The sequence below is a fragment of the Corynebacterium sp. LaCa54 genome, from assembly GCF_046717495.1.
Taxonomy (GTDB): Bacteria; Actinomycetota; Actinomycetes; order Mycobacteriales; family Mycobacteriaceae; genus Corynebacterium; species Corynebacterium kefirresidentii.
Genome location: NZ_CP177115.1, coordinates 1,481,593 through 1,504,147 on the forward strand (window position 1 = coordinate 1,481,593; position 22,555 = coordinate 1,504,147).

Annotated in this window: 20 protein-coding genes; 7 read left to right on the forward strand and 13 right to left on the reverse strand. The window is 57.9% G+C overall.

What is annotated here, in order from left to right; translation table 11 throughout:
* Positions 1-90: 90 nt before the first annotated feature.
* The gene (locus ACLI1M_RS07240; RefSeq protein ID WP_034655866.1) at positions 91-453 is read right to left on the reverse strand and encodes a membrane protein; all 363 of its coding nucleotides are present in this window, start codon (positions 451-453) and stop codon (positions 91-93) included.
* A 40-nt stretch (positions 454-493) separates the two neighbouring features.
* Positions 494-2,263: a proline--tRNA ligase gene (locus tag ACLI1M_RS07245; RefSeq protein ID WP_023027868.1), complete on the reverse strand. Its 1,770-nt coding sequence runs from the start codon at positions 2,261-2,263 to the stop codon at positions 494-496.
* A gap of 31 nt (positions 2,264-2,294) precedes the next feature.
* On the opposite strand from ACLI1M_RS07245, the gene yaaA reads away from it, so the two are divergent.
* Positions 2,295-3,017, forward strand: a complete 723-nt coding sequence (gene yaaA, locus ACLI1M_RS07250; protein ID WP_023021326.1) for a peroxide stress protein YaaA — start codon at positions 2,295-2,297, stop codon at positions 3,015-3,017.
* A 30-nt stretch (positions 3,018-3,047) separates the two neighbouring features.
* On the opposite strand, the gene ACLI1M_RS07255 is transcribed toward yaaA, so the two are convergent.
* From ACLI1M_RS07255 to ACLI1M_RS07275, 5 genes are all read right to left on the reverse strand, one after another.
* Positions 3,048-4,361 (reverse strand): DUF4921 family protein, encoded by a 1,314-nt coding sequence (locus ACLI1M_RS07255; protein ID WP_023021325.1) that lies wholly within the window; start codon positions 4,359-4,361, stop codon positions 3,048-3,050.
* 27 nt (positions 4,362-4,388) lie between these two features.
* Positions 4,389-5,141, reverse strand: coding sequence for an ABC transporter permease (locus ACLI1M_RS07260; RefSeq protein ID WP_023021324.1), 753 nt, complete (start codon positions 5,139-5,141; stop codon positions 4,389-4,391).
* 45 nt (positions 5,142-5,186) lie between these two features.
* Positions 5,187-6,086, reverse strand: a complete 900-nt coding sequence (locus tag ACLI1M_RS07265) for an ABC transporter ATP-binding protein (protein ID WP_034655868.1) — start codon at positions 6,084-6,086, stop codon at positions 5,187-5,189.
* Between the two features lie 66 nt (positions 6,087-6,152).
* Positions 6,153-6,896 (reverse strand): response regulator, encoded by a 744-nt coding sequence (locus tag ACLI1M_RS07270; protein ID WP_023021322.1) that lies wholly within the window; start codon positions 6,894-6,896, stop codon positions 6,153-6,155.
* Complete coding sequence (locus tag ACLI1M_RS07275; protein ID WP_023021321.1) at positions 6,889-8,076, reverse strand: sensor histidine kinase; 1,188 nt, start codon at positions 8,074-8,076, stop codon at positions 6,889-6,891. The genes ACLI1M_RS07270 and ACLI1M_RS07275 overlap by 8 nt, the downstream gene beginning before the upstream one ends.
* Positions 8,077-8,143: 67 nt before the next feature.
* Between ACLI1M_RS07275 and ACLI1M_RS07280 the strand changes: the two genes are divergently transcribed.
* Both ACLI1M_RS07280 and ACLI1M_RS07285 read left to right on the forward strand, forming a co-directional pair.
* Positions 8,144-8,965, forward strand: coding sequence for a PhzF family phenazine biosynthesis protein (locus ACLI1M_RS07280; protein ID WP_248098767.1), 822 nt, complete (start codon positions 8,144-8,146; stop codon positions 8,963-8,965).
* On the forward strand, positions 8,966-10,321 hold the full coding sequence (locus ACLI1M_RS07285) for a protein adenylyltransferase SelO (protein ID WP_248098769.1): 1,356 nt from the start codon (positions 8,966-8,968) through the stop codon (positions 10,319-10,321).
* An 82-nt stretch (positions 10,322-10,403) separates the two neighbouring features.
* On the opposite strand, the gene mqo is transcribed toward ACLI1M_RS07285, so the two are convergent.
* Positions 10,404-11,900, reverse strand: a complete 1,497-nt coding sequence (mqo, locus tag ACLI1M_RS07290) for a malate dehydrogenase (quinone) (RefSeq protein ID WP_248098775.1) — start codon at positions 11,898-11,900, stop codon at positions 10,404-10,406.
* A gap of 264 nt (positions 11,901-12,164) precedes the next feature.
* On the opposite strand from mqo, the gene ACLI1M_RS07295 reads away from it, so the two are divergent.
* The 4 genes from ACLI1M_RS07295 (at position 12,165) to ACLI1M_RS07310 (ending at position 15,771) form a co-directional block, all read left to right on the forward strand.
* Complete coding sequence (locus ACLI1M_RS07295) at positions 12,165-13,196, forward strand: alpha/beta hydrolase (protein ID WP_248098782.1); 1,032 nt, start codon at positions 12,165-12,167, stop codon at positions 13,194-13,196.
* Between the two features lie 27 nt (positions 13,197-13,223).
* Positions 13,224-14,627: a mycothione reductase gene (gene mtr / locus ACLI1M_RS07300; RefSeq protein ID WP_248098784.1), complete on the forward strand. Its 1,404-nt coding sequence runs from the start codon at positions 13,224-13,226 to the stop codon at positions 14,625-14,627.
* Positions 14,628-14,943: 316 nt separating this feature from the next.
* Positions 14,944-15,321, forward strand: a complete 378-nt coding sequence (locus ACLI1M_RS07305) for a hypothetical protein (RefSeq protein WP_248098786.1) — start codon at positions 14,944-14,946, stop codon at positions 15,319-15,321.
* 48 nt (positions 15,322-15,369) lie between these two features.
* Complete coding sequence (locus ACLI1M_RS07310) at positions 15,370-15,771, forward strand: hypothetical protein (RefSeq protein WP_248098788.1); 402 nt, start codon at positions 15,370-15,372, stop codon at positions 15,769-15,771.
* Positions 15,772-15,962: 191 nt separating this feature from the next.
* Here ACLI1M_RS07310 and map read toward each other — a convergent pair whose 3' ends face one another.
* The 5 genes from map to dxr all read right to left on the reverse strand — a co-directional run bounded on the left by map (position 15,963) and on the right by dxr (position 22,500).
* Positions 15,963-16,832 (reverse strand): type I methionyl aminopeptidase, encoded by an 870-nt coding sequence (gene map / locus ACLI1M_RS07315; protein WP_238799681.1) that lies wholly within the window; start codon positions 16,830-16,832, stop codon positions 15,963-15,965.
* Positions 16,833-16,910: 78 nt separating this feature from the next.
* Entirely contained in the window at positions 16,911-18,764 is a 1,854-nt protein-coding gene (locus tag ACLI1M_RS07320) for a penicillin-binding transpeptidase domain-containing protein (protein ID WP_248098790.1), read from the reverse strand.
* Between the two features lie 81 nt (positions 18,765-18,845).
* Positions 18,846-20,009: a flavodoxin-dependent (E)-4-hydroxy-3-methylbut-2-enyl-diphosphate synthase gene (gene ispG, locus ACLI1M_RS07325; protein ID WP_023021310.1), complete on the reverse strand. Its 1,164-nt coding sequence runs from the start codon at positions 20,007-20,009 to the stop codon at positions 18,846-18,848.
* 106 nt (positions 20,010-20,115) lie between these two features.
* Positions 20,116-21,324, reverse strand: a complete 1,209-nt coding sequence (locus ACLI1M_RS07330; protein WP_248098791.1) for a M50 family metallopeptidase — start codon at positions 21,322-21,324, stop codon at positions 20,116-20,118.
* Positions 21,325-21,339: 15 nt separating this feature from the next.
* The gene (dxr, locus tag ACLI1M_RS07335; RefSeq protein WP_411706490.1) at positions 21,340-22,500 is read right to left on the reverse strand and encodes a 1-deoxy-D-xylulose-5-phosphate reductoisomerase; all 1,161 of its coding nucleotides are present in this window, start codon (positions 22,498-22,500) and stop codon (positions 21,340-21,342) included.
* Positions 22,501-22,555: the final 55 nt, after the last annotated feature.

Here is a 22,555-nt window from a genome sequence, read left to right on the forward strand (position 1 = left end):
CCCCACCCTGCGGCGTTTCCGCGGGGTTGAGGACGGGGCCGGCTTTTCTGCTGCGTCTTCCTGGCTAGCGCACAGCAATGCCAATTCCTTTTAAGCCTCGTGCTTGGCGATATTCCAGGCATACATCATAAGCAGCACCTGCAGCGGCTGACGGATGATGTGGTAGATCTTTTTCGGCCATCCTGCCTTGCGCTCAATCCAGGCGTGGTACATATTGGCTGGCCATACAGCGGCAAAGAGCGCAAGCGCAGAAGCACCGCCGAACCCACGGGTAGCGCGGCGCCGCAGCAACGCGCCAGTGACTATCTCCCAGAGACCAGAAGCAAAGTTATAAAACCGTGCGGGGCCGGGCAGCTGCGGCGGAACGATGGATTCGAAAGTTTGCGCCTTCACAAAGTGCAATACGCCCATGGCGGAAAGCACCGTGGAAAGTCCATTCTTTTGGAAATTCATGCCTTCCACGGTACCCCGACGCGAATCATTGCGCGCTTTTCTAACCGCGAACCAGCTCAAGAATCTTGTCCACGATTTCCTCCGCCGGGACCTCTAGGGTCTCTCCGCCGCGGATGCGCAGCTCTATCTTGCCTTCCTTGAAGGCACGGCCCAAGACTGCCACAAATGGCATGCCTAGCAGCTCTGCATCCTTGAACTTCACGCCTGGGGAGACCTTCGGGCGGTCATCAAAAAGCACCTCGATCCCCTTGGCGGACAGCTCTTCCACCAATGTGTCGCCGGCCTCCATGGCTGCGGCGTCCTTATTAGCCACTGCCACATGGACCTGGTACGGCGCGACAGCTACCGGCCAGTTAAGGCCCTTGTCATCATGGCGCTGCTCGGCTAGCACAGCCAGCATACGAGTGATGCCGATGCCATAAGACCCCATGGTGGGAACCGCACGCTTGCCGTTTTCATCCAAAATCTGGACGTCGAAGGCCTCGGTGTATTTGCGGCCCAGCTGGAAGATGTGGCCCAGCTCGATGCCGCGCTCCAAGGTCAACGTGCCCTGGTTATCCGGGGCAAGATCGCCTTCCTTGACCTCTGCGGCCTCAATGAACTCATCCACGGTGAAATCGCGGCCAGCCACGCAACCAACCACGTGGCGCTCGCTTGCGTCAGCGCCGGTAATCCACGCTGTGCCCTTGACCACGCGTGGATCGGCCAAGATTTTAATGTCATTGGCGTTCAATACGCGCGGTCCAACATAGCCCTTGACTAGGAAGTCATTGTCAGCAAAGTCCTTGTCCCCGGCCAATTCAAACTCCACCGGCTCGAGTGCAGCCTCGAGGCGCTTTTCATCCAGTTCACGATCGCCCGGGATGAGCACGGCGGCCAACTCGGACTCGCGCTTTTCGCTCTCAGCAGCTGGGTGGAAGAGCTTTACCATCATGCATTTGAGGGTATCTGCGGCCGTTGCCTCGCGGCCGTCGATAGTAATGCCTGCTTGCTTTGCCCAGGAAACGAGTGAATCAATGCTCTCTGCATTCGGGGTGTCGTATTCCTGCGCCTCTGGCTGGCCCTCGATGTCCTTCTCCGCAGGTGCTGGGGTAACTACGGCTTCCACGTTGGCAGCATAATCGCCTTCAGTAGAGCGCACGAAGGTATCTTCACCGACTTCAGAGACGGCGAGGAACTCCTCCGAGGCAGAACCACCCATCGCGCCAGAGGTGGCCTTACAAATGGCGTAATCAATCTCTAGACGGTTGAAAATATTTTGATACGCCTTCCGGTGGCGGCCATAGGACTCATCCAATCCTTCATCGGTCATGTCGAAGGAGTATGAGTCCTTCATGGTGAACTCGCGGCCGCGCAGCACACCGGCGCGGGGGCGTTCCTCATCGCGATACTTGGTCTGAATCTGATACAGCGTAACCGGAAAATCCTTATAAGAGGAGTACATGTCCTTTACTGCGCTGGCAAACATCTCCTCGTGGGTAGGGCCGAGTAGCATGTCTGCGTTCTTGCGGTCCTTCAGGCGGAAGAGATTATCGCCGTATTCAACCCAACGGTTGGTCTTTTCATAAGGCTCGCGCGGCAACAAAGCAGGAAAAAGCATTTCCTGACCGCCAATAGCATCCATTTCCTGACGGACTACGTCTTCAATCTTGCGCAGCGTGCGCAGGCCCAACGGCAGCCAGGTATAAACGCCCGGCGCAACGCGGCGGACATAGCCGGCGCGCACGAGCAGCTTATGGCTGGGGACCTCAGCATCAGCCGGGTCCTCACGAAGGGTACGGAGAAATAGTTCAGAAAGGCGGGTAATCATGCACAAAAATATACCTCGCTACCCTGTATATATGCTCATTATCCTCCCTCCTTCAGAAACTAAGGACCACGGCGGCACAGGCCACGCGCTTGATTTCGCGCAGCTTTCCTTTCCGGGACTAAACGAAACCCGGCGCGAAATTGCAGCTGAGCTGCAGTCTCTTTCGGTAGATGAGGCAATGAAGGTGCTGAAACTCTCAGAAAAGCTGCGCGGTGAAGCCGAGTCCAACCAGGGGCTTTTTACCACCCCCACCATGCCGGCCGTGTTGCGTTATACTGGCGTGCTTTTTGATGCCCTAGACGCTCCCACCCTCCCCACATGGGATCGCCTTGCCATTGGCGACGCCCTTTTTGGCATCCTCCGCGCCAGCGATCCCATCCCTCATTACCGGCTTTCGGGCGGGACAAAACTTAGCGGCCGCACCATGAAATCGCACTGGGGCAAGCAGATTACGCAGGCTCTCGAGGGGGTAGACGAGCTTATTGTTGATCTGCGCTCGGGTACGTACCAACAATTGGGCCGGGTGAAAGACGCGGTAACGGTGCGGGTAGAAAGCGTGCAAGAAGATGGCTCGCGCAAGGTAGTCAGCCACTTTAATAAGCACTACAAGGGCCTCCTCGCCCGCGAGCTAGCGCTCTCTCCTGCCGATGCCTATAGCGCCGCCGACGTTGCTGCTATCGCGCGCGCCGCAGGTATGACCGTTGAAGAACCGCGGCCGGGTTCGTGCGAGCTCACGCTCCTGGTCAGGCGCTGAGCCGACCACCGTTTGCCCAGCGCGGTCTGTTTAGCGCAACTGCGGGTTATATAGCAGGCTATTGCGTTGCACCGAGCACTCCGTCGCCACGCGTATTGAGCCGGAAACATGTCCGGATTCGCGCAGGGGGTAAAGCTGGCCTACTACCCTATCGCGCAGGTCCCAGGGCGAAATGGTGTTGAGGTAGATCTTGGTACCGCCTTCGAATCCAGCGAGCGTAGAAATACGTAACTTGATAAGAATGCGCCATGGTTGGGCAACATCGACGTCTGCGGGCTTGTGGTGCCATTCCTCATTGCAGGGCACCTCGCGGCCTACTGCGGCGTGGGCAGCGTGGACTAGATCGCTCATGGCACGAATTTCTTCTTCCGACTGCAGCCACGGCTCGCAGGTTGCGGACTTGGAGTACACCTCCAATGTGGGATAACGGTGTCCGAAGCCGGCGAAGAGGACAGCACGGTCGTTTTCCGCGATGACGAGATTGCGGCTAGCGGCATAATCCACCGCCCACTCGTTGTACATGTTCATATTGCTGCGCAGCATCTGGACCTCTCGGTGAGAAGCCATACCGCGATCATCAATAGCAACGAGCTGCTTGTGCAGGTGCTCGAAGGAAGCACCGGCTGGCTGCAACCAGTTTTGGAATGCCACCACGTACGGGGCGTAGCGGTTGCGCTCGTAGAGATCCCGCATGGCGTCGATAGTCAGCTGCATAAAGAGCAGGTGTTCTTCAGCGCTTAGCGTGCCCGAAGATGCCAACTGCGAATCATCCTGTGCGCCGCGCTCAAAATGGCGGCCAGCCACGATGACGTCGTGACCGCCGGCGAAGAATCCAGCAGCCTGGTCCACCAGTTCTTCTTCGCTTGTCTCAGGCAAGTGCGCTGCTTTGCGCTTCGTGCGCACTATCTTGAGCACATGTTCCCGGCCGACCGGATCGCTAAGGTAGTTCTCCATGCGCTGGCGGGTTTCGGCATCCATCTCAAAGCCGTAATTGGCATGCCAATAGTCATAAGAGACGATTTCAAACAGATTGGGGATGCGCCGAAAGGCCGGCACTGTGTGATCGTATTCCTGCAAGGGCAATCCACGCACAATCCCGCCGGAAGGCAGAATGCGTGCCTTTTCCGGCGGGGTATCGGTCAAGCGCCCAGAGCAAAAGGCGCAGCGATGGCTAAAGTCTTCCTCTTGCAGTGGCTGCGGGTTAGCTACTGGTACAGACAGCGGGCGGTTGCCGCGGCCTGGCACGGTCCATACCTCGGTTCCCGAGAACGGGTTGACCTGTTTGACCGTGCCATCCCGCATGGTTTGGATGGGCTCAATGCGGGCAAAAAGTGCATCACTCATGCCCACTAGGGTAGTAACGTCTAGTACCTATTTCGCAACAGAGCGACGACGCGCCACCGCACAGGACCCACCAACGGTGAGCACGATCATCACGATTAGAACGACAGCGGCGACAGCTCGAGATTGCTCATCACCACTGCGGTTGGCGCCCATTACTAGCCCCCAAGCGTTGGCATCAGGTAGCACGCGGAGGATAGCCTTAGCCCAAGGAGCGCTAACGGCATCGAGGGCGGTTTCAATGACGAAATACTCTGCCACGAGAATCATCGCTGCGAATGCACCACTGCGCAAAAGGTAGGCCAAGCTGGTAGCTAACAGGATAAAGACAGTCCACTCAACGTAGGCAAGGATGAACCCATTGTTATCCGGCCAATGCATAAAGCTGTCAAAATTGAAATCACCTCCGAAGGCAGTAATCAACAGCGTGGCTACCACCATGCCCAGTGTGGCCGCGAGCAGTAGCGAAAAGGTGATGATGAAAAATTGGCTCAGCACTATACCTACGCGGCGATTTGATGAGAGGTATGACCATGAAACTGTTCCTTTACTTTGGTCGCCGCCTACCATCATGGCGGCAGCAAACACCATCACGACAATGGCGAGTGAACCGGAAATAGACACATCGACAGCCTCGAACTTGCCGTCGACCGTACCATTGAAGTCATTCGCCCAAGCCAACAAGACAGCGCCGGCAGCCATGCCAGCTGAAACTACGGCGAGGTATATCCAAGTAGAGCGGAGCGAAAATAGTTTCCGGGATTCAGAAATCAGAGCGTTCATGTGAATCTATCCTTTGCAGATGGAGCGTGTTGTGCAGGTGAAAAACTATGCAGAGCGGTAGGCCACGTGGTCGGCTGTCGCGCCGAGGTAGGCCTCTTCCAGGGAGGGCTGCTTGCGTTCCAAGCTGGAGATGAGAATGCGGTTATCCAGACAGATGCGGCCGATGTCGGAGCCTTCGAGGCCGCGCACGCGCAGGACCTCACCGTCAAAGGAGGTCTCCGCATCGGTGCCGTGCAACAGCCGCAGGAGTGCATCGGGCTGGTCCACAATCACTTCGAGGCTTGCGCCTCCCGTGCCATTGACAAACTCCTCCACGGTGCCCTCGCCCAGCAACTTGCCCTTGCCGATGACCACGAGGCGGTCTGCGGTGAGCTGCATCTCCGAAAGAAGGTGGGAGGAAACCAACACGGAGCAGCCGGCCTCGGCGAATTCGCGGATGCGGGCACGCATCCAGTGCACGCCTTCGGGGTCGAGGCCGTTGACGGGTTCGTCAAGAAGCAAGTGCTTCGGCTCGCCGATGAGCGCACAAGCAAGGCCCAGGCGCTGCTTCATGCCTAGCGAATAGCCGCCCACGCGCTTGGTGGCTACCTGGGTCAGGCCGACGCGGTCCAGGGTGTCATCCACGTGGTTCATGGACACGCCCTGCAACGCGGCCATGTAGCCCAGGTGAGCACGGGCGCTGCGGCCTGGGTGGAACCAGGTGGCGTCCAACAAGGTGCCCACCGTGGTAGCGGGATTGGACAGCCCGCGGAAGGGCGTGCCATCAAAAGTCGCGGTGCCGGAAGTCGGATTCTCCAACCCCACGCACATGCGCATGGTGGTGGATTTGCCAGAACCATTCGGTCCGAGGAAGCCGGTGACTTGACCGTCTGGGACCTCAAAGGAGAGGTCATCTACTGCTTTAAAGGAACGGAAATTCTTGGAAAGGTGTGAAACTTTGAGCATGGTTTCCATCGTGCCGCCTGACCAGCACGAAGTAACCATCCTCGGGAGTGATTTAGCGGGTCATACCTAGGGATGAGACAGCAGCTCCTCCACCGAGACCACGCCATGAGTTAGGGCATACAGCACGGCATGCACACGGTCGCGCGAGCTGGTCTTAGTAAGAATATGGCGCACGTGGGTCTTGACCGTGGCCATGGACACGAACTCGCACTCCGCGATTTCGGTATTCGAATACCCCAGTGCCATCAGCTTGAGGACGTCCAGCTCGCGTGGCGTGAGATCTTCGGCCGGAGGGGCGGTAGCTGCTGCCGCAACAGGGGTGGCATGTAAATCGGGCTGTGCTGCAGACTGTTCGCTGCGCAGTTGCTGCAGCACCTGGGCGGTAATGCGCGGTGAAAGGACGGCCTCGCCGGAATGTACGGTACGAATAGCGGCGAGGAGTTCCTCCGGTTCGACGTCTTTGAGCAGGAATCCAGAGGCCCCAGCGGAAATTGCTCCGTGGACAAAATTCTGGTCATCGAAGGTGGTTAACATAATGACCTGGGTGTCCGGGAATTCCGGCAGCAGCCTTTCTGTGGCGGCGATGCCATTGACGCGGGCCATCTGGACATCCATAAGCACAATATCGGCAGGTTGCGCGCGGGCGAGGTCGAGGACTTCATCGCCATCGGAGGCCTGCCAGGCAACGTCCAAATCCTCTTGGGAGCCAAGGAGCATGGCGAACCCGGCGCGCACGAGGGGCTGATCATCGACTAGGCCGATACGGATGGGGCCAGCGGGCGCACCTGTTGGCTGCTCAGGGTTAGTCATTGGGTACCTCCACGGTAATAAAGAAGTGTCCATCCTCGGTGCGGGTAGCAACGCTGCCGCCATAGGCCTTGACACGCTCGCTCATTCCAATAAGTCCGTAGCCGGGCTTGTGATTATCCGGCATGCGTGCGGCCGGATTTTCGGCACTCAATACTAGGCCGTTTCCAGTAGAGCGGAAACGCAGTACTCCCCTTTTATCACGCGAATGCTTGATCATATTGGTCAAAAGTTCTTGCACCACGCGGTAGACGGTGAATTGGTAGAGTTCGTCGCTTTCGGTCGGCAGGTCCTCCAGCCCGTGCACGGTGATATCGAAACCGGTCCGGCGCGCTTCCGAGATGAGACCGGCAATATCGCTCGCGCCGGGCGCCTTGGTATCGGCGCGGGAATCACCATCTCGCAGCACGGAGAGCAAACCGCGCATCTGTTTGAGGGAATCGCGGGAGGTAGAGGCGATGGTCTCCAAGGCTTCTGTGGCCGCTGCGGGATTTTTGGCGGCGGCGAACCGGGCGCCGTCGGCAAGGGCAATAACGCCCGCTAAATTATGCGCCACGATGTCATGCATCTCGCGGGCAATGCGGTTGCGCTCTACCGCGCCGGCCATCTCCGCACGTTCAATCAGCAGCTGCTGGTCGTCGCGCTTTTTGCGGTCATTGGTGCCCAGCAAGAAGAAAAATCCCATGACCGGCCACGCGATGATAACGACGAAGCCGAAAGCAGGCAGAGGGCCGATGCTGTTGGCATCTTCCAGACCAAAGTCGATGCCATCCATGAGTCTCCGCCCATAAAGGTCCGCTGCAGTGGCCGCCAAGGTGCCTAAGGCAATCCACCCTATCCAGAACCGTTGTAAGCGCTTGGGTGAATGTGCACCTATAAGAAATACGCAGTATGCAACTGGGAAGAAGTGAGCGTTACCCATGGCAGCCAGCGGGGTAAAGATACACACCGTTAGTATTACTGCGATGAAGCCAATGGCGTACTCCTTGAGCTTGGGGTGCAGCCATAATGCTAGTGGAATACCGACTGCATAAAGCACGAGGACCAACATTTGGAAAGGCGAGGATCCATCAATAACACCTTCTGCCACCCGCACCGAAGAAGTCCAGAAAAACAGCGGAATGAGAATTCTCCACGGTGGGCCTACCCACGCGCGAAGTGCATCGGGCCATAGCTTCTTCATGACCTTATAGGCTAGCGCAGGCTTTAGGCTATAGTCCTCATCCCTGGGGCTGACTAGACTGGCGGGCATGCAGCACGAGTTCTTTGAGGTTGATGTTTTTGCCACGGGTGCCTTTAGCGGCAACGCCCTAGCGGTGATAGCCGGCGCCGATGGGCTTAGCGCCCAGCAGATGCAAGCAATCGCGAACTGGACCAACTTTTCTGAGACCACCTTCTTGCTCGAACCTCACGACGCCCGCGCGGACTACCGCGTGCGCATTTTCACCCCGTACGAAGAGTTTGATTTTGCCGGCCACCCCACGCTGGGTAGCGCTGCCGCGTGGCGGGCGCTGGGCAATAGCCCGCAGTCGGAGGGAACTATCGTCCAAGAATGCGGCGTGGGCTTGGTAACCGTCCGCCAAGAGGGCGAAGTCTTTTCCTTTGCTACCCCGCCGCTGCGCCGCGAAGAACCGCTGAGCTCGGCGGAGCTAGAGGAGGCCTGCGCTGGGTTGGGGCTAGATAGCGCGGATATTGTGGACCATGGCTGGGTGGACAATGGCCCGGGCTGGCGCCTGCTTCAATTGCGCGATGCCGCGGCGGTGCGCGCGGTGAAGCCCCAGGTTGAGCGCCCCAAGGTCGGTGTTGTGGGCCTTAATCCCAACGCCGCAAAGGGCGAGTCGGCCTATGAGGTTCGGGCCTTTACCACGCAATTCGAAGACCCAGTCACCGGTTCTTTCAATGGCGGCGCCGCGCAGTTTATGCGCTCGCGAAACCTGGTGCCAACGCGTTATACCGCAACACAAGGCAGCCAGATAGGCCGAGCGGGCGAAGTATTTATCAACGATGACGGCACGGATATCTGGGTAGGCGGGCGCGCCCATATTCGCGTGCGCGGAACACTGGAGGTTTAAATGCAGCTACACCACGATTTTGCCCAACGCCTTCCCCACTTGGTTCGCCCTACCGAGGGCGAAGAGCAGCCGAACCCAGAGATGGTCATCCTAAACGAGGAACTGGCCAGGCAGTTGGGCTTTGACCCGGACTGGCTGCGCTCCTCCGAGGGAATCGAGTTCCTCACGGGTCGCGCGGGCGGACACGCCATGGCCTATTCTGGCTTCCAATTCGGTGCGTTTAATCCGCAGATGGGAGACGGCCGCGCCATGCTTTTAGGCGAGGTGGAAAATGACGGCCAGCTGTGGGATCTCCATGCCAAGGGAACTGGGCTGACCCCCTTTTCCCGCCCAGGCTCTGATGGCCGCGGAACGCTTTCTTCCATGCTGCGCGAATACCTAGTTTCCGAAGCCATGCATGCCTTGGGCGTGCCCACCACCCGAGCACTAGCGGTAATCTCCACCGGCCGGCCCATCCAGCGCGGCCACGTACAGCCCGCCGGAATTGTGGTGCGCGTGGCTGCGAGCCATATCCGGGTGGGCACCTTCCACCTAGCCGCGCAGACGGATTACACACGTCAGCTGGCCGACTACGCCATCGCCCGCCATTATCCCGGTTGCGACTACCGGGACTTTTTCCTCCAGCTGATGGATGCACAAATTCGCACTGTATCCCAGTGGATGCGCTTAGGCTTCATCCATGGCGTGATGAATACGGATAACACCACCATCTCCGGCGAGACGATTGACTATGGACCGTGTGCCTTCATGGAGTCCTATTCCCCGAGCACGGTATTTTCCAGCATCGATACCCAAGGCCGCTATGCCTTTGGCAATCAACCCTCCATCCTGGGATGGAATCTAGCGCGCTTGGCGGAGTCCCTCCTGCCGCTCTTTGACTTGGATTTGAATAAGGCCATGGATTTTGCTCAAGAGACAATAAATGGCTTTGCAGATCGCTTCGAGGCCCAGCGCAAGGCAGACATGGTAGCAGCATTGGATGCCTCTCCAGACATCCTCTCTGCTTATTCCGCTGCTATGCAGCTCAACGGCCCAGATATTACGCTGGCCCACCGCGCTCTTGCCGACGCCGCCGCGGGCCACCCCACCCCCGCCCGTGAGCTTTTGCCCGAGGGAGACTTTTTGGATGAGTACCTAGCGTCCTCGCCCGATCCCTCCCGCGTCAATAGCGCGATGCCGCGGGTTATCCCGCGCAACCTCGCGGTGGAAGCTGCCCTTAACGCTGCAGAACGCGGGGACATGAGCCCCTATCAAGAACTCCTCCACGCGGTAACCCACCCGTGGGAGCCCAACCCCTCATTCGAATCGCCGGACCCCAATGGCTTGGAGGGATACCTCACCTACTGTGGCACCTAGCTGCTGTTCACCGAGCCCAGACCGAATAACCCCCTGTACCGTCTCGGTGCGGTACAGGGGGTTATCTAGGAAGAAGCTGGTTCTAGCGGTCTAGCTTCAAGGTCTTCTGGGTGTACTCCCACATCTCGTCATAGAGCTTTTCATCGTTGCGCAGCTTGATGCCATAAGACGGAACCATCTCGCGGATCTTATCCGCCCAATCGATCATGTGCTCGCCGAAGCAACGCTCCAGCAGCTCCAACATGACGGCAGGGGTAATGGATGCGCCCGGGGATGCACCGAGCAGGCCGGCGATATTGCCCTCCTGGTTATTGACCAGGGTGGTACCGAACTCGAGGGAGCCGAACTGCGGGGCACCTGCAGGCTTGATCACCTGGACGCGCTGGCCGGCGATGACGGTCTCCCAGTCGCTTTCCTTTGCCTCCGGGACGTACTCGCGCAGGGTCTCAACGCGGTCGGAGAAGTTCTTGCGTACCTCGTCTACCAAGTACTTGGTCAGGCCGAACTCCTGGACGGCAACGCCAAGGTAAGAAGTGATGTTATCCGGGCGGATGGACTTAAATAGGTCCAGGTAGCTGCCCTTCTTCAGGAACTTCGGGCTCCAGCCGCCGTAGGGGCCGAATAGCAGGCCCTTCTCGCCGTCGATAACGCGGGTATCCAGGTGAGGCACGGACATTGGCGGGGCGCCCACAGCAGCCTTACCGTAGACCTTCGCCTGGTGCTGCTCGATAAGCTCCGGGTTCTTGGAACGCAGCCACAGACCGGATACTGGGAAGCCTGCGTAACCGGCAACTTCCTTCACCTTGGCCTTGCGCAGCAGATCCAAGGCATAACCGCCAGCACCCACGAAGACGAACTTAGCCTTGACTACCGTGATGTCACCGGTGTGCTTGTTCTTGGAATAGACCTTCCAGGAAGAGCCATCGCGCTTGATGTCGATGACCTCATGTCCGTAGCGGATCTCGGTGCCGGAGGCCTTAGCCGCGGTCAGGAACTGCTTGGTCAGCGCGCCGAAGTTAACGTCAGTGCCGGCATCGGTCCAGGAGATGGCTACCTTATTGGAGAAATCACGGCCCTGCGCCATCAGGGGCAGCTTCTCCGCAAAGACAGAATCATCAGCGGAGAACTGCATGCCTGGGAACATGTGCTTCTCGCTCAAAACGTCATAGCGACGCTTAAGGTAGTCAACCTGGATTTCGCCCTGTGCGAAGGACACGTGCGGAACTGGGTTAATAAATTCGCTCGGGTCGGTCAGAATACCGTTGTTGAGCTGGTGAGACCAGAACTGGCGAGACTTCTGGAACTTCTCATTAATCCCCAGAGCCTTGGAGATATCAATGCGACCATTCTTCTCCGGGGTGTAGTTCAGCTCGCACAGTGCGGAGTGGCCGGTACCGGCGTTATTCCACGGGGAGGAGGACTCCAATGCGGGGCCGTCGAGACGCTCAAAGACCATCTGGGTCCAGCTAGGCTCCAGCTCGCGGATCATTGCGCCCAAGGTGGCGCTCATGATGCCGGCACCAATAAGTGCTACGTCGACCTCGTCTACAACCTGTGCTGTCTTCTTAGCGGAGGACACTCTGTTATTACCTCTTCAAATAGAAAATAGATATCCATCGGCGCGGTCTACGCCTTGACTTATAGCGCTTAGCGCCCCGCGCCACCATCGTTGCACTAAGACAACCTGGCAGTGCGTCACGCATTAAGGCCTTACTCTACGCTTTTCTTATCCAATTTGGGGTTTCTCCCCCAGACCAGTGGCAAAAATGTGGGAATTTCCGCCCCCACTATCTACACCCCAGCACCAGCACCATAAATCCTTTATTACACCTAGAATCGAGGCATGGTTACACACTCCCCGGTATGGGGCCCAGACAAACTCGGCCCCGACTATGAAGCTGCCACCATTGACTTGGGCGCAGACCCCGACGGCGAGGGCAACGTGGTCACCACGCTGGTGCACTACGCGCCCCAGCAGGCGGGCGATGCGGCACGCGAACCATCCGCTGCCTCATCGCGCCCGGCATTGGTGTGGCTACACGGTATGACCGACTATTTCTTCCACACCCACGTAGCCGAGCACTTTGCCGCCCAAGGTTATGACTTTTACGCTGTCGATCTGCACAAGTGTGGTCGCTCGCGCCGCTCCGGCCAGTCATGGCACTATGTATCGGACTTGGCGTTCTACTTTGCTGACCTCACCGCTGCACTCGATGCCATCCCTAATGATGAGGTTATCTTCATCGCTCACTCCACCGGTGGCCTCATCGCCCCGCTATGGATGGATCATCTGCGCCGAACCGACTACGAACGCCACCAGCGCTTGAAGGGGCTCATCCTCAATAGCCCGTGGCTCGACATGATGGGCGTACCCGGCCAGGTTCTTACCCCGCTCAAACCGCTGTTGTACGCACTTGGCCGCATCGTCCCCAGGACTCCCCTGCCCGGTGGCAACTTCACCGCCTACGGCGAGTCTGTTCACCAAGATTTCTACGGCGAGTGGGAATTTGACCTCCGCTTTAAGCCACTGGCTGGCCATAAGAAGTATGTTGGCTGGCTAGCCGCAGTATTCCATGGCTTTGATGCCATCCATAGCGGTCGTATCGATGCCGGCGTACCAATTTTGACGCTGCAGTCCACTCGCACTCAACTGGGCCGGCCTTATTCCGATAGCGCGAACCACGCGGATGTCATCATCGACGTTGCCCAAACGCGCCGCTGGGCAAAGGAACTAAGCGCTCACTACACCTTGCACCCCATCAAGGGCGCTAGGCACGATGTTTTTCTATCCCTTCCGGATCCGCTGCAAGAGGCCTTCAACGCCTGCGATGAGTGGTTGCCCACCGTCTTAGATTCCGCTAAACCCGTCCAGTAATTTAGTCCCTATATATAAGGAATAAACGTGACTTCTTCACACCAGACCCACACGCCCGCGGCCGAGGAACATTTTGACCTCATCATCATCGGCACCGGCTCCGGAAACTCCATCCCTAGCCCGGAGTTTGATGACCAAAAGATCGCCATCATTGAAAAGGGTACTTTTGGCGGTACCTGCCTCAACGTGGGCTGCATTCCCACTAAAATGTATGTCTATGCCGCCGATATCGCCTTGGCCGCGCGCGAGGCCGGCCGTCTAGGCCTAGATGCTCAGGTCAATAGCGTGGATTGGGATTCCATCGTGGACCGCGTCTTCACCAACCGCATCGACCAGATTGCCAAGGGCGGCGAGCAGTACCGCCGCGGGGAGGAAACCCCAAATATCACCGTATTTGACGAGCACGCCCGCTTTATTGGCCCGAAGACTATTCAGACCGGCGAACATGTTATCACTGGCGAGCAAATCGTCATCGCGGCCGGCTCCCGCCCGGTCATTCCAGAGGTCTATGCCAAGTCTGGCGTGAAGTACTACACCAATGAAGACATCATGCGCATGGACCATCAGCCACAAAGCCTCATTGTGGTGGGCGGTGGCTATATCGCCATGGAGTTTGCCCATGTCTTTGACGGGCTCGGCACGGAGGTCACCGTGGTCAATCGCTCCGAGACTTTGCTGCGCCACCTTGATGATGATCTATCTAGTCGCTTCAATCAGATTGCTCGCGACCGCTTCGACGTCCGCATTGCCAATGGCACCCAGCTCGAGAAGACCGACAAGGGAGTGCGGTTGGAGCTAGATGATGGCACCTCTATTGAGGCAGAGGCCATTCTGGTTGCCACTGGGCGCACCCCCAATGGCGATCAGATGGATGTGGATAAGGCAGGCATTGAGCTGCTTGCCGACGGCCGCGTAAAAACCGATGAGTTCGGCCGCACCACTGCCGAGGGCGTATGGGCGCTTGGCGACGTCTCTTCGCCGTACATGCTCAAGCACGTAGCCAATGCCGAGATGCGCTCCGTACAGCACAACCTGCTGCACCCAGAAGACCTCCGCCCGCTCCCCCATGACAATGTCCCTGCCGCCGTCTTTACCCACCCGCAGATCGCAACGGTGGGCCGGACCGAAAAGCAGGCTCGCGAGGAAGGCTTCGATGTCACCGTCAAGGTGCAGAACTTTGGCGATGTTGCCTACGGCTGGGCCATGGAAGATAAAACCGGTATATGCAAGCTAGTGGCAGACCGCGCTACCGGGCAGCTTCTCGGAGCTCACTTGATGGGACCGCAGGCTTCTACCCTCATCCAGCAATTGATTACCGCGATGGCCTACTCGTTGGACATGCGGGAGTTCACCCGCAACCAATATTGGATTCACCCCGCGCTACCAGAAGTAGTGGAAAACGCCCTTTTGGGACTGGAGTGGCAAAAGTAAATTGTTACGTGACCTTTCTCACACATACCCAGATTTTTCCCAGCTTCCAGGGCATATTCCCATTTCACGCCAAGGAAGTCACATTCGTGACTGCAGGAAATTCACCACCTTTTAGGGACACACATTAATTTAATGGATGAAATTCCGGTCTTTGACGCGCAAAAGGACAAGGGTTTTACTAGATTCACTGGGGGCACCGGCTCGAGCCAATACGAACACGGCTACCGCGTGTTTCTGTATGTTCCCTGCACATTCAATAACACTTTGGTTTCCCAGTGTGGAAGCCTTGCAAGTACGACTTTTAAGGAATTTTGATATGCGTATCCGCAATGCAGCTATCGCTGGCGCAACCGCTCTCGCCGTTGCTTTCGGCGGCACCACCGTTGCCGTAGCAGCAGAGGGCCCCTCCTCCGCTGAGGCTACCCAGACCACCACCGCTAACGAGGGCTCCTCCCATCAGGCTTCCTCTAACGAGAGCCAGAGCTTCCCTAACAAGGTTGACCAGGACCTCCAGCTTGAAGGCGAGAAGCCAGCTGACGGCACCAAGATCTTCGGCTCTTCCAAGGACTTCTCCGAGCAGCCGGTATGGGCTAAGGTTCTGTACTCCCTGACCATCCTGGGTGGCATCGGTGCAGTTCTGGGCGGCGTCATCGGACCAGTCGTCAACTTCATCAACCACGGCCCTTCCTTCTAAGCAACAGCCCTACGGCTTCATCACAACTTCCGAAAGGTAAATTTCACAATGCGTAACTTCCGCACTGCAGCCGTTGCTGCTGCTACCGCTGCTACCGTCGCTTTCGGCGGCGTCGCTGTCGCTTCCGCTGAGGACACCACCAACGATCGTGCTTCCTTGGGCGAGAACCTGTCCTCCGTCATCAAGGACACCAAGGATGACAACGGCGAGTACGAGACCTTGTCCTCCAAGATCGGTGCTAACGCTGACAAGGATCAGCAGGTAACCGGCCACGCCCTCCTCGGCGAAGAGAAGGACAAGGACAACCCTCGCTGGGGCGAGATCTGGCGCGACGGCACCGTTGCTCTGGGCATCACCTCCATTGTCGGCGCAATCATCGGCGCTTACAACTACGCCGTTTACACCGGCATCGTCCCGCAGCACATCTTGGACCCAATCTTCCGCCGCTAATTATTAGCCGCAGATTGGCTCTAGATAGCTAGGGCTTGCAGGGGCCCCGTTTTAAGAACGGGGCCCCTTTGCTATGTGCAGCTACGTGCTGAGTGCTGATGCCTTGCGCGGGACGTCGGCAAGCAAAGTACGCAAAAGGCCGCCTCCACTTCCCCGCTTGGGGTCGTGGAGGCGGCCTTCGTTAGCGAAGCTTAGTCCTCATCGGGGATGGTAAGGATTTCGTTGCCGTCCTCAGTAATGACGAGGGTGTGCTCAAACTGGGCGGTGAACTTGCCGTCCGTGTTTTGGACGGTCCAGTCATCATCCCAGATCTCGTAATCCAGCGAGCCAAGATTAATCATCGGCTCGACGGTAAGCGTCATACCCGGCTCGAGGATATCGCGGTAGACGGTCGAGTCATGGTGCAAGACAACTAGGCCGTTGTGGAAAGTCGGGCCGACGCCGTGGCCGGTAAAGTCGCGCACGACGTTATAGCCAAATCGCTTGGCATAAGACTCGATAACTCGACCGATGACGTTAATCTCACGGCCAGGCTTTGCAGCCTTAATGCCGCGCATCGTGGCCTCTTTCGTGCGCTCTACCAGCAGGCGGTGCTCCTCGGAGACATCGCCGGCAAGGAAGGTAGCGTTATTATCGCCGTGCACCCCGTTCTTATAAGCGGTGATATCGATATTGACGATGTCGCCATCTTCAATCACGGTGGTGTCTGGGATGCCGTGGCAGACAATCTCATTAAGGGATACGCAGCTGGACTTAGGGAAGCCACGGTACCCCAGCGTAGAAGGGTAAGCGCCGTGGTCACACATGTATTCGTGTGCCACGCGGTCTACATAATCAGTAGTTACCCCCGGCTTAACGGCCTTTCCAGCCTCCTTGAGGGCGTTGGCCGCAATCTTGCAGGCCTCGCGCATCTTCTCAATGACCTCTGGGGACTGGACATAGGGCTCGCCAATGCCCTCTTGTACCTCATCCTTCCACACGTACTCTGGGCGCTCAATGCTTTCCGGAACGGTGAGGATCGGAGTGGGCTTGCCTGGCTTTAGCTTTCCTCGATTACTCATGGTTTCCCATGGTAGTCCTCTCCACCGCGAACGCGGGAGCCGGGGTCCTGCGGCGGGGTTGCAGACGCAGCGCGGCGACTATCCCTCGGCCGGCGGCGCTGCCCCTTCGTGCGGACCGGAGCGGTAGGCATCGACCTTCTGCAAGAAATTGCTGGTGATATTGACCGAGGCATCGGAGCCGCCACCCAAAACCACGAGGGTGGCAAAGGCAATATCATCTTCTTCCCGGTAGCCGGTAAACCAGGCGTGCGAGCCTTCATTGATTTCCGCCTCACCGGTCTTGCCATAAATGGTGCCGTCAGCAGCCATGCTGCGCGCGGTACCGCTGGTGACCACTTGGCGCATCATGGCACGGACATTGTCCAGCACGAGCTTGGGAATCTGCTGCGGTTTATCGGATGCTTTGGTCTTGTGCCCCTCGATAAGCGTCGGTGTAGGCGTTTTGCCGTTGGCAACCGTGGCAGAAACAAGGGCCATGCCAAAAGGACTTGCCAAGTCGTAGCCCTGACCATATCCGGATTCAGTGCGTTCCAATGGCTCCTTTCCGTCTGGAATAGAGCCAGTGATGGTCGTCAACCCGGGGATGTCGTACTCAACGCCGAAGCCAAACTTCTTGCCCATATCCTTCAACTCACCAGGCTTGAGCTTGGTGGAGATATCCGCAAAGGTGGTGTTACAGGACTGCGCGAAGGCTTGGCTAAGCGGAACACTGCCCAAAGAAAAGGAATTGTAGTTGGTCACTACGCGGCCATAGATATCCATAGTGCCCGGGCACGGAACGATGGTATCGGTATTTAGGCCCTGTTTGTCCACGCCAGCCGCAGCGGTGAGAATTTTGAAAACAGAACCGGGTGGGTACTGGCCTTGGAGGGCGACGTCGCCGTCCTCATCAGCCTTCTCGGTTTGCGCTACGGCCAAAATATCGCCATTGGAAGGTCGGATGGCTACGAGCATTGCCTGCGAATCGGCACGCTCGTTTACCGCTTCTTGCGCGGCGCGCTGCACATCGTAATCGAGACCAACCTTGATCGATGGCGCAGCATTGGGATCATGCTTTTCGACGTCCGAGAGTGCCGCACCATTTTCATTGACCACAGAAATGGACCAGCCAGTTTGACCATCGACCTCGTCTTGGACCGCAGAACGCACGCGCGACATGAGATCGGGCGCAAGACCGCGGTCGCGGGTAACCAAGGCTGGCTCCTCGTTGAGGCGCACGCCGTCCATGCCCTCCACCTTGGGACGCACAGCCTTGGCTTGGTCTTCTGTGAACATAGTTACGGAGAAAGAACCATCCGCATCCTCTAATTTCTTGGCCAAATCCTTGGCATCAATCTCCGCAATTGAATCGTCCTGGCGATGGGCGGCTGCCAACGCGCCGCTAATCTTTGCCGCGGTAGGGCGCACATCCTCTAAGGAGCTGGTATCTACCACCAGACGATAGTTCAGCCCTGGGCTCATCAATTCCACTCCATTGGAAGAGACCACGCTGGCACGCTTTGCCTCCAATGCGCGCAGTTCCAAGTGCTGGTTTGCGCCCAAGTCTGGGTGGATAAGGCTCGGCTTCCAGCGCACCGTCCACTCATCCTCGGTCTTAGTAAGCGTCATCTGCGTGTCATAGCTCAAGGTGCGTTCCTTGGGCAGATCCCAGGTGACCTTGTAGTTCGCCGTAGCGAGGTTCTCGTCTTGATCGACACCTTCTAGCTCAATATCGAGCCCCTCGGCCTGCAGGCCGGAGTAGGTGGCGTCGAGGGCAGCGGTGGCGTCAGAGGGGGAATCGGTAAGCGCGGCCAAACCGTCGTTATTGCGAGATTCCATCCCTTCGAGGAATTCCTCCGCCACCGGTTCTGCAGATACCGGCTTCGGGGTACAAGCAACCACGCTGGTGGAAGCGAGCGTGATAGTTGCAACCAGCGCGACCAACTTCTTCATGTCTTGGCACTCTAGCAGCGCAAGAGCTAAAAAAGACTGCCCCACACCGAAGTGCGGGGCAGTCTACTTAATGTGGGTGGATTACTGGGTTACGCGAACCTCAGCCTTAGCGCCTTCCACGGCCTCCATGCCCTGCTCATCGGCAATGCGCATGGCTTCTTCAATGAGGGTTTCTACAATCTTGTCTTCCGGCACGGTGCGAACGACCTCGCCCTTGACAAAGATCTGGCCCTTACCATTGCCGGAAGCAACGCCGAGGTCAGCATCGCGTGCCTCGCCCGGGCCGTTGACAACGCAACCCATAACGGCAACGCGCAGCGGGAACTCCATGCCCTCCAAGCCAGCGGTAACTTCCTCTGCCAGCTTGTAGACGTCCACCTGAGCGCGGCCGCAGGAAGGGCAGGACACGATCTCCAACTTGCGCGGGCGCAAATTGAGCGACTGCAAGATCTGGTCGCCTACCTTGATCTCCTCTACTGGCGGCGCGGACAAGGACACGCGAATGGTATCGCCAATGCCCTCTGCCAGTAGCGCGCCGAAGGCAACCGAGGACTTGATGGTTCCCATGAACTTCGGGCCTGCCTCGGTCACACCCAAGTGCAACGGATAGTCAGTCTTTTCCGCCAGCTGGCGGTACGCCTCCACCATCAGGACAGGGTCGGAGTGCTTGACGGAAATAGCGATATCGCCGTAGCCGTGCTCCTCAAACAGGCCAGCTTCCCAAATGGCGGACTCGACGAGTGCCTCCGGGGTGGCTTTGCCGTACTTTTCCAGCAGGCGCTTATCCAAAGAACCACCATTAACGCCGATGCGGATAGGAATGCCGGCATCGCCTGCAGCCTTAGCAACTTCCTTCACGCGACCGTCGAACTCGCGGATATTGCCCGGGTTAACACGGATGGCGGCACAGCCGGCATCGATGGCTTGGAAGATGTACTTAGGCTGGAAGTGGATATCCGCAATCACCGGGATGGGCGACTTCTTAGCAATGGCCGGAAGTGCTTCCGCATCGATGGGCTTAGGACAAGCCACACGCACGATATCGCAGCCGGAAGCGGTCAGCTGCGCAATCTGCTGCAGTGTGCCATTGATGTCGTGCGTCTTCGTATTGGTCATCGACTGCACCGAAATTGGTGAGTCAGAGCCGACACCGACCGGGCCCACCTGCAACTGCCGAGTCTTACGGCGCGGGTGCAGTACTGGTGGCGGGCCGTCTGGGATTCCTAGACCGATGGGGGTCGACATGAATTCTCCTTGTTGAAGCACAGAAATTTATAAGGTGGGTGATTAACGCCCCCACTCTAGCACTGCTTGCTTTATGCCTGAAGTGCGCGCTGTGGGGACACGGCTGCTAACCAAATAGCCGGATAGGGTTAACTACATCGGCGACGATAACGATGACGCCGACGCCCATCAGCAGTGCGGCCATCACATAGGTCACCGGCATCAACTTGGTGTAATCGGCCGGGCCCAAGGCCGGCTTGCCCGCGAGCTTGCGGATGCCATCGCGCAGCTTTTCATAGATGATGACGGCGATATGCCCGCCGTCGAAAGGCGGCAGCGGAACTAGGTTAAATAGAGCGAGGAAGAAGTTCAGCGTTGCCAGCATCATAAAGAACATCGACCACAGGGAACGCTCCGCCAATTCGCCGCCCACACGGGAAGCGCCGACAACGGACATCGGGCCGTCAGCTTCGCGTTCGTGACCAAAGATGGAGGCCACCACGCCCGGCACCTTGCCAGGAAATTGCTTGAGGCCATCTACCGTTGCTTCCAACGAGTAGGTACTAAACCGCCACGTTGCTGGTAGCGCGTCAACAGGGCCGTGCTTTTCGACGACGTCGATAAGCTGATTGCTCAACCCGATAGAGCCGGCATCTATAAGTTCTCCGTCCTTATTGAGCCGCTTAACGGTATCCAGGTGGACTGGGATGTCTTTATCTTTTCCATCGCGCTCAACTGTCAGCGTGATGGTGTCACCAGGACGCTGCATTACCTCATCGCGCAGCTGGGTAAAAGAGTCTATCTTCTGGCCCTCGAAGGCGACGATGATATCGCCCTCCCGCACACCGGCCTTTCCGGCGGGGCCTGGACCCGTACACTTTTCCAGCTCTTGGTTCGGCTTCTGATTGGCCGAGCAGGTCACCTCGCCTACGCGGGGGCGCACATCGGCATCCGGGTTGGGCAGGCCAGCCGTCATCGCGACAAAATAGAGAATGACAAAGCCCAAAATCAGGTTGACGACAATACCGCCGGCCATCACAATAATGCGCTGCCACCATGGCTTTTTATACATGGCGTGGGGTTCTTCGTCCTCGGTGAGGAATTCATCCTGGGCAGTCATTCCGGCGATATCGCAAAAGCCGCCCACAGGGAAGGCCGCCAGCCCGTATTCAGTGTGCCCCTGCCGGAAGGAAAATACGCGCGGACCAAAACCGATAAAGTAGCGGCGCACGCGCATACCAAAGGCACGCGCGCTAAGCATATGGCCTGCTTCATGCAGCGCTACGGTAAGCCCGATGCCAAGGGCGAAAAACACAATGCCCAGCAAATTTGCCATGGTGTGAAAAGCTTTCTAATCAGCCAGCGAATCAATCAGCGCGTTCGCGCGCCTGCGCGCCTCGCCTTCTACTGCGAGGATTTCATCGAGGCTAGAGACTACACCAGCAAACTCAGAAGCGGAATCAAGGACCTTGCCCACTACGTCCACGATTTCTGGAAAATGGATACGCCTGGATAAAAATGCGGCCGCCGCTTCCTCATTGGCCGCGTTATAAATGACCCCCGTTCCCTCGGCCGCGGCGCGCCGGGCGAGATCGACGGCGGGAAAGGCGGCATCGTCAAGCGGCTCAAAGCACCACTCATGCGCCTGCGCAAAATCTAAGGAAGGCTGCGCACCCGGCACGCGGTGCGGCCAATTCAGCGCCAGCGAAATCGGCAGCTTCATCGACGGCGGCGAAACTTGGGCGATGGTGCAGCCATCTTTGAAAGTAGCCATAGAGTGAATAATGGACTGTGGATGCACGGTGACATCGATACGCTCAGGGTCGATGTCAAAGAGCAGCGTCGCCTCAATGAGCTCCAGACCTTTATTCATGAGCGTTGCTGAATTGAGGGTATTCATCTGGCCCATAGACCAGGTCGGGTGCTGCGCCGCCTGCTCTGGGGTCACGTCCCACATCTCTTCGCGCGACCAACCACGGAAGGGACCGCCTGAGGCGGTAAGAACAAGCTTATCCAGCTCCCCTTCCTCGCCGGCGCGCAGACACTGCGCCATGGCGGAATGTTCCGAATCGACGGGAATGATTTGACCAGGGCGCGCGGCCTGGGTGACGAGCGTGCCACCGGCGACGAGGGATTCCTTATTGGCCAAGGCCAAGTACTCCCCCATCTCCAGCGTCGCTAGAGTGGCTTTAAGGCCGAGGGATCCCACTAGAGCATTGAGCACAGTATCGGCCGGAGTCGAACGCACTAGGTTCTCTGCAGCATCGGCGCCACTTAATACCGAACCGCCTAAGGCAGCGGAAACCTCGGCAGCAGCATCCTCTTTAGCCACTGCAACGTGGTCAAACGAAAGGTTGAGGCGACGAGCCTGTTCAATGATGAGCTGCGGGTTGGAGCCGCCCGCCGCGATTCCCACTACCTCGAATTTATCGGGATTATCCGCAATAACTTCCAGAGCCTGCGTGCCGATTGAACCGGTGGAACCAAGAATGAGTATTCGCTGTGTAGTCACCCTTCCACCCTAGCGCCCATCACCACGGGGCGGGCATGGCAGGTAACCAGTACTG

Excerpts from the sequence above, each read along its gene's own strand:
- ACLI1M_RS07270 (WP_023021322.1), bottom strand. The coding sequence starts at position 6,896 with ATGACTAACCCTGAGCAGCCAACAGGTGCGCCCGCTGGCCCCATCCGT.
- ACLI1M_RS07295 (WP_248098782.1), top strand. The coding sequence starts at position 12,165 with ATGGTTACACACTCCCCGGTATGGGGCCCAGACAAACTCGGCCCCGAC.
- ACLI1M_RS07265 (WP_034655868.1), bottom strand. The coding sequence starts at position 6,086 with ATGCTCAAAGTTTCACACCTTTCCAAGAATTTCCGTTCCTTTAAAGCA.
- ACLI1M_RS07255 (WP_023021325.1), bottom strand. The coding sequence starts at position 4,361 with ATGAGTGATGCACTTTTTGCCCGCATTGAGCCCATCCAAACCATGCGG.
- ACLI1M_RS07310 (WP_248098788.1), top strand. The coding sequence starts at position 15,370 with ATGCGTAACTTCCGCACTGCAGCCGTTGCTGCTGCTACCGCTGCTACC.
- ACLI1M_RS07240 (WP_034655866.1), bottom strand. The coding sequence starts at position 453 with ATGAATTTCCAAAAGAATGGACTTTCCACGGTGCTTTCCGCCATGGGC.
- ACLI1M_RS07260 (WP_023021324.1), bottom strand. The coding sequence starts at position 5,141 with ATGAACGCTCTGATTTCTGAATCCCGGAAACTATTTTCGCTCCGCTCT.
- ACLI1M_RS07275 (WP_023021321.1), bottom strand. The coding sequence starts at position 8,076 with ATGAAGAAGCTATGGCCCGATGCACTTCGCGCGTGGGTAGGCCCACCG.
- ACLI1M_RS07305 (WP_248098786.1), top strand. The coding sequence starts at position 14,944 with ATGCGTATCCGCAATGCAGCTATCGCTGGCGCAACCGCTCTCGCCGTT.
- ACLI1M_RS07280 (WP_248098767.1), top strand. The coding sequence starts at position 8,144 with ATGCAGCACGAGTTCTTTGAGGTTGATGTTTTTGCCACGGGTGCCTTT.
- map (WP_238799681.1), bottom strand. The coding sequence starts at position 16,832 with ATGAGTAATCGAGGAAAGCTAAAGCCAGGCAAGCCCACTCCGATCCTC.
- ACLI1M_RS07320 (WP_248098790.1), bottom strand. The coding sequence starts at position 18,764 with ATGAAGAAGTTGGTCGCGCTGGTTGCAACTATCACGCTCGCTTCCACC.
- ispG (WP_023021310.1), bottom strand. The coding sequence starts at position 20,009 with ATGTCGACCCCCATCGGTCTAGGAATCCCAGACGGCCCGCCACCAGTA.
- ACLI1M_RS07330 (WP_248098791.1), bottom strand. The coding sequence starts at position 21,324 with ATGGCAAATTTGCTGGGCATTGTGTTTTTCGCCCTTGGCATCGGGCTT.
- ACLI1M_RS07245 (WP_023027868.1), bottom strand. The coding sequence starts at position 2,263 with ATGATTACCCGCCTTTCTGAACTATTTCTCCGTACCCTTCGTGAGGAC.
- ACLI1M_RS07285 (WP_248098769.1), top strand. The coding sequence starts at position 8,966 with ATGCAGCTACACCACGATTTTGCCCAACGCCTTCCCCACTTGGTTCGC.
- yaaA (WP_023021326.1), top strand. The coding sequence starts at position 2,295 with ATGCTCATTATCCTCCCTCCTTCAGAAACTAAGGACCACGGCGGCACA.